Annotated in this window: 10 protein-coding genes and 1 pseudogene; 6 read left to right on the top strand and 5 right to left on the bottom strand. The window is 70.8% G+C overall.

Going from position 1 to position 12,075, the window contains the following annotated elements; genetic code table 11:
- Nucleotides 1-8 precede the first annotated feature (8 nt).
- Nucleotides 9-1,643: a glucose-6-phosphate isomerase gene (gene pgi, locus ID554_RS26700; protein ID WP_117228855.1), complete on the top strand. Its 1,635-nt coding sequence runs from the start codon at nucleotides 9-11 to the stop codon at nucleotides 1,641-1,643.
- A gap of 149 nt (nucleotides 1,644-1,792) precedes the next feature.
- Here the strand turns inward: pgi and ID554_RS26695 are convergent, their stop codons facing one another.
- Entirely contained in the window at nucleotides 1,793-2,059 is a 267-nt protein-coding gene (locus tag ID554_RS26695) for a hypothetical protein (RefSeq protein WP_117228854.1), read from the bottom strand.
- Between the two features lie 488 nt (nucleotides 2,060-2,547).
- Between ID554_RS26695 and ID554_RS26690 the strand changes: the two genes are divergently transcribed.
- Nucleotides 2,548-2,847 (top strand): BON domain-containing protein, encoded by a 300-nt coding sequence (locus ID554_RS26690; protein WP_117228914.1) that lies wholly within the window; start codon nucleotides 2,548-2,550, stop codon nucleotides 2,845-2,847.
- A 197-nt stretch (nucleotides 2,848-3,044) separates the two neighbouring features.
- Here ID554_RS26690 and ID554_RS26685 read toward each other — a convergent pair whose 3' ends face one another.
- Nucleotides 3,045-3,614: an STAS domain-containing protein gene (locus ID554_RS26685; RefSeq protein ID WP_117228853.1), complete on the bottom strand. Its 570-nt coding sequence runs from the start codon at nucleotides 3,612-3,614 to the stop codon at nucleotides 3,045-3,047.
- A 199-nt stretch (nucleotides 3,615-3,813) separates the two neighbouring features.
- On the opposite strand from ID554_RS26685, the gene ID554_RS26680 reads away from it, so the two are divergent.
- The 4 genes and pseudogenes from ID554_RS26680 (at nucleotide 3,814) to ID554_RS26665 (ending at nucleotide 7,848) form a co-directional block, all read left to right on the top strand.
- A complete protein-coding gene (locus ID554_RS26680) occupies nucleotides 3,814-4,920 on the top strand; it encodes an L-dopachrome tautomerase-related protein (protein WP_117228852.1) in 1,107 nt (368 codons plus the stop codon).
- A gap of 94 nt (nucleotides 4,921-5,014) precedes the next feature.
- Complete coding sequence (locus ID554_RS26675; RefSeq protein ID WP_191088638.1) at nucleotides 5,015-5,185, top strand: hypothetical protein; 171 nt, start codon at nucleotides 5,015-5,017, stop codon at nucleotides 5,183-5,185.
- Between the two features lie 226 nt (nucleotides 5,186-5,411).
- Nucleotides 5,412-6,065 (top strand): annotated as a pseudogene (locus ID554_RS26670) (cellulose binding domain-containing protein); the annotation flags it as partial.
- Between the two features lie 181 nt (nucleotides 6,066-6,246).
- The gene (locus ID554_RS26665) at nucleotides 6,247-7,848 is read left to right on the top strand and encodes an RICIN domain-containing protein (RefSeq protein WP_117228850.1); all 1,602 of its coding nucleotides are present in this window, start codon (nucleotides 6,247-6,249) and stop codon (nucleotides 7,846-7,848) included.
- A gap of 140 nt (nucleotides 7,849-7,988) precedes the next feature.
- Here the strand turns inward: ID554_RS26665 and ID554_RS26660 are convergent, their stop codons facing one another.
- From ID554_RS26660 to ID554_RS26650, 3 genes are all read right to left on the bottom strand, one after another.
- Nucleotides 7,989-9,440 carry an endo-1,4-beta-xylanase gene (locus ID554_RS26660; protein ID WP_117228849.1) on the bottom strand — a complete coding sequence of 484 codons (1,452 nt, stop codon included), beginning with the start codon at nucleotides 9,438-9,440 and terminating at the stop codon, nucleotides 7,989-7,991.
- Between the two features lie 298 nt (nucleotides 9,441-9,738).
- Nucleotides 9,739-10,746: an acetylxylan esterase gene (locus ID554_RS26655; RefSeq protein ID WP_117228848.1), complete on the bottom strand. Its 1,008-nt coding sequence runs from the start codon at nucleotides 10,744-10,746 to the stop codon at nucleotides 9,739-9,741.
- Between the two features lie 20 nt (nucleotides 10,747-10,766).
- Complete coding sequence (locus ID554_RS26650) at nucleotides 10,767-11,795, bottom strand: LacI family DNA-binding transcriptional regulator (protein WP_117228847.1); 1,029 nt, start codon at nucleotides 11,793-11,795, stop codon at nucleotides 10,767-10,769.
- Nucleotides 11,796-12,075: the final 280 nt, after the last annotated feature.

The following is a 12,075-nucleotide window of genomic DNA, read 5'->3' as shown; positions in this document are numbered from 1 at the left end:
TCGATCCGATGGCTGCGGACGTCACCACCACCGACGAGTGGCAGGCCCTGCGCAAGCACGCCGACGAGATCCGCGCGACGCACCTGCGGGACCTGTTCGCCGGTGATCCCGACCGGGGCGAGCGGTTGACCGTCGAGGTGGCCGATCTCTACGTCGACTACAGCAAGAACCTGGTCACCGACGAGACCCTGGCCCTGCTGACCGCGCTGGCCGAGCGGGTCGGACTCACCGACCGCATCGCCGCCATGTTCGCCGGAGCGCACATCAACGGCACCGAGGACCGGGCCGTCCTGCACACCGCGCTGCGGCTGCCGCGCGACGCCACGCTGACCGTGGACGGGCAGGACGTGGTGGCCGACGTGCACGCGGTCCGGCAGCGGATGGCCGAGTTCGCCGACCAGGTACGTTCCGGCCAGTGGCGCGGGCACACCGGCGAGCGGATCCGCACCGTGGTCAACATCGGCATCGGCGGCTCCGACCTCGGGCCGGTGATGGCGTACGAGGCGCTCAAGGCGTACCGCGACGCCGGCATCTCCTGCCGGTTCGTGTCGAACATCGACCCCACCGACATCCACGACACCACCGCCGACCTGGACCCGGCCAGCACGCTGTTCGTGATCGTGTCGAAGACCTTCTCCACCCAGGAGACCCTGGCCAATGCCCACCAGGCCCGGCGCTGGCTGCTGGCCGGGCTCGACGCGGGCGACGAGGCGGTGGCCCGGCACTTCGTCGCGGTCAGCACCAACGCCCAGCGGGTCGCGGACTTCGGCATCGACCCGGCGAACATGTTCGGCTTCTGGGACTGGGTCGGCGGGCGCTACTCGCTGCCGTCGGCGGTCGGCCTGTCGGTGCTGCTCTCCATCGGTCCGGCGCGCTTCGACGAGATGCTGGCCGGCTACCACGCCATGGACGAGCACTTCCGCACCGCGCCGCCGGCCCGCAACGCCCCGGTCCTGCTCGGGCTGCTGAACATCTGGTACGCCAACTTCCTCGGCGCGCAGACCCACGCGGTGTTGCCGTACTCGCAGTACCTGCACCGGTTCCCGGCGTACCTCCAACAGCTCACCATGGAGAGCAACGGCAAGTCGGTCCGCGCCGACGGGCAGCCCGTGTCGTACGACACCGGGGAGATCTTCTGGGGCGAGCCGGGCACCAACGGCCAGCACGCCTTCTATCAGTTGCTGCACCAGGGCACCCGGCTGGTACCGGCCGACTTCATCGGGTTCAGCAAACCCAACCACGAGATCGGCGACATGCACGACCTGTTCATGTCGAACTTCTTCGCCCAGACGGCCGCGCTCGCCTTCGGCCGGACCGCCGAGCAGGTCGCCGCCGAGGGCACCGCGGTCGACCTCGTACCGCACAAGGTGATGGCGGGCAACCACCCCACCACCTCGATCACGGCCCCCAGCCTCACTCCCGCCACGCTCGGCCAACTGGTCGCCCTCTACGAGCACATCGTCCTCACCGAGGGTGCGATCTGGGACATCAACCCCTTCGACCAGTGGGGCGTGGAACTCGGCAAGGTGATGGCGAACCAACTCGCCCCCCTCCTCACCGGCGACGAGCCCGACCTGACCACCCTGGACAGCTCCACCGCCGCCCTGATCCGCCGCTACCGCACCCACCGCAACCGCCCCTGACCGGACGGCCCTAGCGCCTTGGCACTCGACGCGTTGATCAAGAGGTTTGGTTCACGGAACCCGCGCGCAGAGGACCAAAACCTCTTGATCAACGCGGGCTGGCGCCAGGAACCCGCGGTCGGCGGGGCTGCGGCGGGGCGTGCACGCGGTCAATTGCTGGGAGTGTTGGGGATCAGGCCGACGGTGGTGGCCAGGCGCGCTACGTCGGCGGGTGCGGGGGTGCGTTGGATGATCTCGGCGAGGAGGGTACGGGCGACAGGGCGACTGCGGACCTCGGCGGGTGCGGTGCGGTCGGCGTCGAGTAGGGCGCTACCGGCTGCGGACAAGTCGCCGGTGTCGAGGTAGGAGCGGGCGGCGTCGACGAGAGCAGCGGCGCGCTGTCCCGGGGGCAGCCGCCCCCACCCGTCGCTGCGCACGGCGTGTTCGTGTCGGCGTACCGCCTCGATGGTGTCGCCGAGACGGTGAGCGGCGAGGGAACGAGCCAGCTCGACGGCGCCCGGCCCGAAGCCGCTGTGGTGCGGATCTCCCCACCCCCCGGCGCGTTGATCAAGGAGTTTTGGTCACGCCACCTCGGTGTGAACGACCAAAACTCCTTGATCACCTGGATCGGGGGCCTTGCGCCCCCGCGATCATGGAGTTGTGGCGGTTACAAGTTGGGCGTACCGGCGCAAAACAGCGACCGCCCCTCCATGATCGGCGCAGGAGATCGGGGCGGCACGAAGGCGGGGGCGTGGCCGGAAGGTTGGCGGGCGCGGGCACCGGTGGGCGGCGGGCATCGGCAGGATCTGTCATGCAAATGTCATCCAACCGTGCGGTCCACTCCAAGGTCGTTGCGCAGTGTGGTGATCGATCGGGACGGCGCCTCGCGTCGCCGGCGTCGACGACGAAGGAGACCGCTGTGGTGATGCCGTGGCCCTGGCCGATGCCCGACGACCACTCATTCCGCGCGCTCTGGGACGAGCCGCAGCACCACGACGAGGATGTCCGCCTGGCCGCCCTGGTCGCCCAGCGACTCAGCGCCGACTGGACCACCCGACGGCAGCAGATCACCGTGATGGTGCAGAACAGCGTGGTGATCCTCACCGGGCTGGTCGGCAGCGCGGAGACCCGCCGGGCCGCCAGCGAGCTGGCCTGGGACGTCGAAGGTGTGGTGGACGTCTGCAACGCCCTGCGGCTGGCCAACACTCGGCGCAGCCGCCGCTGAACCCCGGCCCGCCCGTACCGCCAGGCACCGGCTGGTACGGGCGGGCCGGATCAGTTCCGTGTCGCTTGTCCCCCGGCCGGATCCCGCGGCCGGCCCGATCCCGGGCCCCTCCCCCAGGGCCCGGGATCGGGCGGCACGACTCGTCGGGGTGCCGCTCTCCAGCCGGGATCGGGGATGACGGCCGTCCCGGCCATCGCTCAGCCGGCGGGTCCGGAGGTGGCGGCATCGCCGCCGAACCGGGCGAGTGCGTCGGCGCGGGTCTCGGCGACCGGGAACACCTCGTCCAGGCGGGTGACCTGTAGCACCTGACGGATCAGCGGCGAACTCGCCGCGACACAGAGCGCCGCGTCGCGGTCGGCGGCGCGGTGGTGGGCCCGGACGAGCAGCCCCAGCGCGGTGGAGTCGATCAGGTCGGTGCGGCCGAGGTCCACCACCACGTGCCCGCCCATGTCGGTCGCATGCCGCAACGCCAACTCCAGGGCGTCGCCGGTGTCGAGGTCGACGTCACCGGCGACGGTCACCACGGTCACGCCGTCGAGGTGCTCGATGCCGGTGATGCCTCCGGGTGCGCCGCCGGAGGCCGGGCCGAGTCGGGTGCAGTGAGCGCACCGGTGCGGGCCGCCAGCGAGCGGAGAACCGCTCCAGCCGTGCTCGGAGAGCAGCGTCCACACCACCTCGCCGCCCGAGGGCGCACCCGACCCGGTGACGGTGTCACCACAGTTGTCGCAGGTCAGGGTGACCAGGTGGTCGTCCAGCGCAACGGCCATAGCGCGCTCCTTTCCACGTCATAGAGGTCGGCCCCACCCTGCCGCCAGCAGGTGGCGGGTACCGCGCGGAGGCATGACGGTTCGGTGACGAATGCATTTCTGGCTGACGGTGGGTCGGATGAGCGACGCGAGGCGCAACACCCGCCGCCCGATTTGACATGATTGTTCCAGAGAGATCAACCCTCCCGGGAGGTGGCAGATGCGCAACGGAATACCCGCCGACGAACCGGTCGGCAAGCTGGACGTGGTGCACCGGTTCCGAGGACCGATGCCGACCGGAGTCACCGTCTCGCACCGGGGACGGATCTTCGTCAACTTCCCCCGCTGGGGCGACGAGGCGCCCGCGACCGTGGTCGAGCTGCGGCGCGGACGCGAGATCCCCTACCCCGACCGGGCGTGGAACACCCCGTCCGGCAACGACGACGCCTCCGCCTTCGTGTCGGTGCAGAGCGTCGTGGTCGACCCCACCGACCGGCTCTGGGTGCTCGACACCGGCAGCCCGATGTTCCAACCGACCGAGCCGGGCGGGCCGAAGCTGGTCCGCATCGACCTGCGCACCGATCGGGTCGTCCAGGTGATCACGTTCCCGCCCGACGTGGCACTGCCCACCACGTACCTCAACGACGTCCGCTTCGACCTGCGGCGCGGCGAGGCGGGGCTGGCGTACATCACCGACTCCGCCGACGGCGCGCCGAACGCGCTGATCGTGGTGGACCTGGCCAGTGGCGAGTCGTGGCGTCGCCTCGACGACCATCCGTCCACCAAGGCCGCGCCGCTGGCGGACTTCCGCCCGGTGGTCGAGGGTCGCCCGTTCCTGGTCCGGCCACCGGACGGCCCGCCGCAACCGGTGGGCGTCGGCGCGGACGGCATCGCCATCTCCGCCGACGGGGCCCGGTTGTACTACTGCGCCCTCGCGACCCGCCGCTGGTACAGCGTCGCCACCGACGCGCTGGCCGACCGCACCCTGGACGACGCGGCGGTGGCGGCGACCGTGGTCGACGAGGGCGACAAGGGCGGCGGCGCCGACGGGCTGGAGTCCGACGACGCCGGACGCCTCTACCTGACCAACTACGAACACAACGCGGTGCTGCGCCGACGACCCGACGGCGAGTACGAGACCGTGGTACACGACGCGCGGCTGCTCTGGCCGGACACGCTGAGTGTGGCCGTCGACCGGCACCTGTACGTGATCGCCAACCAGGTGCACCGGCAACCGCCGTTCAACCGGGGCCGCGACCTGCGACGCAAGCCGTACGCGCTGTTCCGGACCCGGATCGACGCCGGGCCGGTCCTGCTGCGACCCTGACCCCGTTCGGGTGGTCGGCGGCACCGCCCACCCTGGCGTGCCGCCGACCGCACGTAGCGTCGAGGTGCAACGCCCACGAGCGGAGGAGCGGGTCGTGACCGAGCCGGAGGAAGAACGCGAGAAGACCGCGAAGACCGACCAGGTGCTCTTTTCCCCCGACGGCGACCCGCACCACGACCCGGCGCAGGCACCGCAGCCCGACGAGCACCTGCCGTCGCTGTTCTCCCACGACGGCGAGACCTACATGGTCGACGACGAACAGTGAGCGCGGGCACCCGGTCACGCGGCGCTGACGGCGACCGTCACCCGGGACGGGTCGACAGCGCGGCGGCCAGCGGCTTGCCACCCACCCCCCTACCAGCTGATAATCATCGATGCCACTGAGCCGGACGACCTCGGGCACCGGGCAGCCCTCGATCGGAACACCGCCCTGTCCGCACCCCGTCCGGAGGACACGCCCCGATGAGAACGGCGATCAGACTCTGCGTGTCTCGTCCGGCGCGATGATGACCAACGTCCTGCTCGGGATCTACCCGGACGTGTTCGCCGCCGGGGCGGCCTTCGCGGGCGTACCGTTCGGCTGCTTCGCCACCACCAACGGCTCGGAGTGGAACAGCGAATGCGCCAACGGGCAGGTGACACGTACCCCGCAGCAGTGGGGTGACCTGGTCCGCGCCGCGTACCCGGGCTACACCGGGCCGCGACCACGGATGCAGATCTGGCACGGCGCCAACGACGACATCCTGCGGTATCCGAACTTCGGCGAGCAGGTCAAGCAGTGGACGAACGTGCACGGGCTGAGCCAGACGCCGACGGTGACCGACAGCCCGCAGGCCGGCTACACCCGCACCCGCTACGGGGGCAGCGGCGGCACCGCGCCGGTCGAGGCGATCACCAACACCGGCACGACCGCTGTCAACGGCTGGAGTCCGGCCTTCACGCTGCCCGGTGGGCAGAGCATCACCAGCGGCTGGAACGCCAGCTACGCCCCGACGTCGGGCGCGGTGACCGCCCGTAACGCCACCTACAACGCCGCCATAGCCCCCCACGCCTCGGCCAGCGTCGGCTTCCAGGCCACCCACGGCGGCAACACCGCCGCGCCGACGGCCTTCACCCTCAACGGCACGCCCTGCTCGATCGCCTGATTCCCGGGTACGCGTCCCACCTCGCAGCCCAGGGAAGCGCCCGCGCGGGCGTCGCCGCGTTTCCACCCCGGTTGTGATTCATCGACCTATGTCGTTATATTGGGTTCAAGGAAAGCGCTTGCCGGCCCCACCGCCACTGCGGCGAGCGCGCCACCACCGATCCACACACCGGAGGAACCGCATGCTGCTCAGAACAACGAAGGGACGTCCACGCCTCGGCCTGGTGGTCGTCGCCGCGCTGGTGCTCCTCGGCACCGCCGAGACGGTCACCGCACCGGCCGCACGAGCCGCCACCGTCGACCCCAACGCCACGTACGTGTTCGTCAACCGGCACAGCGGCAAGGCGATGGACGTGTGGGAATGGTCCACCGCCGACAACGCCCCGGTCAACCAGTTCACCCGCAACGACGCGGCGGTGCAGCAGTGGCGCTTCGTCGACGTGGGCAGCGGCTACTACCAGATCCGCTCGGTGCACAGCGGCAAGGTCCTCGAACTGCCCACCGCCGACGACGGCGTCCAGCTCGTGCAGAACGCGCCGGTCAGCGGCAACAACCGGCAGCACTTCCGGCTCGCCGACTCCGACGGCGGCTACGTCCGCTTCGTCAACCGGCACTCGAACAAGGCCCTGGACGTGTGGGAGTGGTCCACCGCCGACGGCGGCATGATCTCGCAGTACCAGGATGTCGGCGGCACCAACCAGCAGTGGCAGTTGGCCGTCCTGGGTAGCTCCAGCGGCTGCGGCAGCGGCGCGTTCCAGGCCGAGGCCGTGCTGGGCGGCGGCACCTGGACCGCCCGTAACGGCGGCAGCACGGTCTACACCGGCACCGACATGCGTGCCGCCGTGCAGGCGGCGGTGAACAGCCTCAGCGCCGGCCGGACCAGCAAACAGCGGGTCGTGGTCCGCGGCTCCGGCACGATCAGCGCCGGCTCCCGCATCTCACTGCCCAGCTACACGACGATCGACGTGTGCGGCACCATCAACGTCACCGGTTCCGGCTCGGGCGACCAGGCCCCGATCTACTCACGCGGCACCACCCAGGTCGAGGTGCAGAACCTCACCGTCACCGGCGCCCCGCTGTACGGCATCTTCATGCGCAACGTCAGCAACGTGATCCTCGGTCAGATCGACATGCGGCTCTCCGGCGGCCTGGGCGTCCGCATCGACAACCGGGGCGACACCAGCCAGTGGTCGCGCAACATCCGCATCGACAACGTGTACGTCTCCGGCGCCCGGTCGCACGCGGTCGAGACGTACGGCGTGGACGGGCTGACCATCGGCACGGTGACCGCCCGCAACGTCGGCGAGTCGGGGCTGTTGCTCAACCAGACCATCAACGCCACGGTGAGGACCGTGGACGCGGAGAACGCCGGCACCGGCACCGGGTACGCGGCCTTCCGGGTCGCCAACCGCGCGGGTCGGATCGGCTCCTCGTACCCGATCAACATCCGGGTCGACACGGTCCGGGCACGCGGCGGCGGCCGGGGTGTCTTCTGTGTCTCGGAATCCGGCGGCACGGCGATCAACCGGGTGGACATCGCCAACACCGGCAACAACGCCGTCCTGATCGAGAACTGCACGGGCGTGGACATCGCCGCGGGCGGCGGCACGATCAGCGGCGGCGGGGAGGTCCGCCTGGCGGCCCGCTCCGAGTTCCCCGGCAACCGCGACATCACGCTGCGGAACTTCACCCTGGCCAACAACCGGATCGTGGAGAACCCCTGCGCCACCAACCTGACCATCAGCAACGTCACGCTCTCCAACGCGAGCATCAGCCGCTGCTGACCCCGTCGACACCGCGACCGCCCACCGTCGCTGCCGCCGCCGTCACTGCTGCCGTCGGCGTCCGCGCGGGGGGCGGTCGTGGCGTTAGGAAGGGTCCCCTGCTATGCACGAGGCGTTAGCAGGGGACCCCTCCTTTCATCTCAGCTGGCGGTGCAGGTGGGGGTGGCGGACGGACCGACACCGTTGCCCTGGAAGCCGAACTCGATGGTGGTGCCCGCGTTGACGGTTCCGTTGTAGCTGACGTTACGGAAGCTCACGTTGCCGCTGGTGCCGCTGGCCTGGGCGTTCCAGGTGTTGGTCACCGTGCTGCCGCTGGGCAGCGCGAGCGTCACCGACCAGCCGTTGAGCCTGGTGGCGCCGGCGGCGACCCGGACGGTGGCGACGAATCCGCCGGTCCAGGAGTTCAGCGACACGGTCGCGGTGCAGCCGGATCCGCCGGGCGGCGGAGTGGTCGGCGGCGGGGTGGTGGGCGGCGGCGTGGTCGGCGGCGGGGTGGTGGGCGGCGGAGTGGTCGGCGGCGGAGTGGTGGGCGGCGGGGTGGTGCCGCCCGCGTTCAGGGCCTCCAGCGTCGCGTTGTACGCGGGCTTCTTGTTGCCGCTGCCGTCGAAGAGCAGCGGGGTGCCGCCGGAGCGCCACGAGTCGGTGTCCCGGATGCCCCACACGGTGATGCCGGTGCAGCGGGCGACGGCAAGGCAGTCGGTGACCACCCGGCGGTACGTCTCGGCCTGCGAGGCGCCGGAACCCTCGATGTCCAGCTCGGTGATCTGCACGTCCACCCCGAGGGCGGCGAAGCTGGACAGCGTGGTGCGGTAGTTGCTCGGGTACGGCGAGTTGGGGTTGAAGTGCGACTGAAGCCCGACGCAGTCGATCGGCACGCCCCGGCTCTTGAAGTCGCGGACCAGGTTGTAGACGGCCTGGGTCTTGGCGTGGGTCCAGTCGTCGGTGTTGTAGTCGTTGTAGCAGAGCTTCGCGCCGGGGTCGGCGGTCCGGGCGGCGCGGAACGCGGCCTCGATCCAGTCGTTGCCGGTACGCTGGAGGTTGGAGTCGCGGCGGGCGCCGCTGCTGCCGTCGGCGAACGCCTCGTTCACCACGTCCCAGGAGTGGATCTTGCCCCGGTAGTAGGTGGCGACCTGGGTGACGTGGTTGAGCATCGCGTTGCGCAGCGCGGTGCCGGACATGTTCTGCATCCAGCCGGGCTGCTGCGAGTGCCAGGCCAGGGTGTGCCCCCGGACGGACATGCCGCGCGAGATGGCGTGATTGACGATCCGGTCCGCGTTGGCGAAGGTGAACTGCCCCTGCTGCGGCTCGGTCGCGTCGAGCTTCATCTCGTTCTCGGGGGTGACCGAGTTGAACTCGCGGTTGAGGATGCCGGCGTAGGTGGAGTCGGAAAGCTTGTTCGCCGCCACGGCCGCGCCGAAGTAGCGGCCCTTCTCGGCGGCCGAGGCACCCAGGGTGGTCGCGGCGCTGGCGCTGGTGGCCACCACCACGCTGGTGGAGATGAGGGCGAGACCGACGGCGGCCGAGACCAACGCGATGCGTGGCCGCAGTCGGGGAGCCGGACGCCCGCTGCCGCGGGCGAAGGCGTTGTTCATGGCATGAGCCTTTCGACGAAGCCGTGCTGATGGAAGCCGGCCCCGACTACTGCCCAGACATGGTGGCTCCCGCCGTCTGCGCGGTTGCCCGTGAGCCGCGCCGGTCGGTTCCTGCAGCCCGCCACCACGAGTAGATCGAGGCTGTTGTATCGAAAACAGTATCGAAACACGTCTGAAAGCTCAACGCGCTCCGGCACACTTTCGACCCTCCGGAACCGGACCTCAGTACGCGCCACAGCGGGATCACCCTGTGGCCAGGCCATCAGCCGGGACCGACCGGCAACTCCGGAAGTTTCGGTTACGCGTGCCGGTCCACCGTCCCGGAGAGCAGCTCCGCCAGCCACCGCATCTGGCGGCGTACGTGGGTCGCGTCGCCGTGCTCGTGACCGTTGAACGGGTACACGTGCAGGCTCCGCTGCGGGGCGGGGCCACCGGTGCCGGCACCGTACTGGTTGTAGGCGGCGAAGCCGGTGCTCGGCGGGCAGACCGTGTCCCGCAGCCCGATCCCGAAGTGCGCCGGCGCCTGCGCCCGCCGGGCGAAGCTGACCCCGTCGACATAGGACAGGGTGCGCCGGACAGCCGCCTCCGCCTCCCGGTGCACCGCGAGGTAGGTGACGATGTCGCCGTACGGGCCGGCATCGGTGATCTCGATGGCCCGCTGCACATGACACAGGAACGGCGCGCTGGTGACGAGCGCGGCGAGGTCGGGCACCAGCCCGGCGACGGCCAGCGCCAGGCCACCGCCCTGGCTGTTGCCGGCGGCGACCACCCGCGTCGGGTCGGCTCCGGGCAGGGCACGGGCGGCGTGTACGGCCCGGACCGCGTCGGTGACGAGCCGCCGGTAGTAGTAACCCTCCGGCGCCAGGATGCCCCGGGTCACCGGCGTCGGCCCGCCGGGCGTCGCGCCGTGCGGGTCGGGCGTGTCACCCAGGCCGTACTGGCCGGACTGCCCCCGGGCGTCCACCAGCAGGTGCGCGTAGCCGGCCACTGTCCAGGTGAGCCGTTCGTGCGGCAGGCCACGGCCACGCCCGTAGCCGACGTACTCCACCACCACCGGAAGCGGGTCGTCCACGCCGGACGGTCGGGTGTACCAGGCCCGGACCGGGTCACCGGCGAAGCCGGCGAGACTGACGTCCCAGGTGTCGACCAGACGCAGGTCGGTCGGCTCGGGCCGGACGTCGATCAGCACCGGTGTCGCCGCCGTCGCGTGCAGGGTGTCCTGCCAGAAGTCGTCGAAGTCGGCGGGCGCCGGCACGGCCGGAGCGTACCGCCGCAGCTCGTCGAGGGGCAGGTCGAACAGGGGCATGGCTCCTCGCAGCGGGTCGCTCAGGTGGGTGGTGGGGCGGTGCTCTCCCGGATCATCAGCTCCGCGACCAGGTCGATGCGGCTGGTCGGCAGGGCCTCCCCGCGCGCGAGGTCGAGCAGCATCTGGGTCGCCGTACCGGCCATGTCGCGCAGCGGTTGGTTGACGGTGGTCAGCGCGGGACCGATCCAGGCCGCGACGGGCAGGTTGTCGTACCCGACCACCGACAGCTCTCCGGGCACGTCCAGGCCGAGCTGCCGTGCGGCCCGCAGGACCCCCATGGCCTGGAGGTCGGACCCGGCGAAGACGGCCGTCGGGCGGTCCGGGCGGCCGAGCAACCCGATGCCGTGGGTGTAGCCGGCGTCGAGGTGGAAGTTGCCGAAGCGGACCAGGTCGGGTTCGACGGGTACGCCCATCTCCTCGTGGGCGCAGCGGAACCCCGCCGTGCGCGCCCGGGCGCACAGCACGTCCTGCGGACCGGAGATGATCGCGATCCGCCGGTGGCCGAGTGCCAGCAGGTGGCGGGTGGCGAGCAGCCCGCCGTTCCAGTTGTTCGAGCCGACCGCCGGCACCGAGGCGGCGCTGGCGCTGTCGTTGTCGATCACGACCACCGGGACGGCCTGCCGCTCGAACTGCCGTCGCTGCTGGTCGGTCAGGTTGCACATGACCAGCAGGACGCCGAGCGGACGCCGGGCGAGCACCGCGTCCACCCACGACTGCGGCGGTCGACGGGCCCCGCCGAGCTGGGAGAGCACCAGGTTCACCGGGGGCAGGGCGGCAACGGCCTCGACACCCCTGATGATCTCCAGGGCCCAGTCCGAGCCGAACTCGTGGAACACCAGCTCGATCTGTCCCTCGCCGGTGGCGCGCCGGGCACGGCGACGGTACCGGTGGCGGTCCAGGCTGGCCTGGACCCGCGCCCTGGTGCCGGCGGCGACGTCGGACCGGCCGTTGAGGACCTTGGAGACGGTCGCCGCGGAGACCCCCACCTCTCGGGCGATGGTCGCGATGGTGGTGGAGCCGAGCACGTCCGGCGATCGGTTCTCCGTCATCCGATCCTCTGCAACGATTCCGAAAATTTCGGGGAACCCTAGCATGACGTCCGCCGTATGGCGACGACGCCAGTCGATGCGGTGAAGCAGTGTTCCGACAGTTGGAAATCGCTTGCCTGCCCTGTGGTTGCCGCGTGGGCAGTCGCTTCGCGGACTCTTGACACACTCCATCGACACCCTTAGGTTCCCGACACAGGTTCCGAACCGGTTTCCGAAAATTTCGAGAATCGCCGCCCGCAGCGGCGTCCGTGTGGTCTGCCGGGACGACCTGCCCGGCGTG

It is taken from the genome of Micromonospora craniellae, from assembly GCF_014764405.1.
Classification (GTDB): Bacteria; Actinomycetota; Actinomycetes; order Mycobacteriales; family Micromonosporaceae; genus Micromonospora; species Micromonospora craniellae.
The sequence above is the reverse complement of the archived record's forward strand: the minus strand, read 5'-3'. Positions and strand labels throughout refer to the sequence as shown.

Bases quoted from the DNA above. Each gene is read 5' to 3' on its own strand.
- pgi (WP_117228855.1), top strand. From the start codon at position 9: ATGGCTGCGGACGTCACCACCACCGACGAGTGGCAGGCCCTGCGCAAG.
- ID554_RS26690 (WP_117228914.1), top strand. From the start codon at position 2,548: ATGCCGTGGCCCTGGCCGATGCCCGACGACCACTCATTCCGCGCGCTC.
- ID554_RS26685 (WP_117228853.1), bottom strand. From the start codon at position 3,614: ATGGCCGTTGCGCTGGACGACCACCTGGTCACCCTGACCTGCGACAAC.
- ID554_RS26680 (WP_117228852.1), top strand. From the start codon at position 3,814: ATGCGCAACGGAATACCCGCCGACGAACCGGTCGGCAAGCTGGACGTG.
- ID554_RS26665 (WP_117228850.1), top strand. From the start codon at position 6,247: ATGCTGCTCAGAACAACGAAGGGACGTCCACGCCTCGGCCTGGTGGTC.
- ID554_RS26660 (WP_117228849.1), bottom strand. From the start codon at position 9,440: ATGAACAACGCCTTCGCCCGCGGCAGCGGGCGTCCGGCTCCCCGACTG.
- ID554_RS26655 (WP_117228848.1), bottom strand. From the start codon at position 10,746: ATGCCCCTGTTCGACCTGCCCCTCGACGAGCTGCGGCGGTACGCTCCG.
- ID554_RS26650 (WP_117228847.1), bottom strand. From the start codon at position 11,795: ATGACGGAGAACCGATCGCCGGACGTGCTCGGCTCCACCACCATCGCG.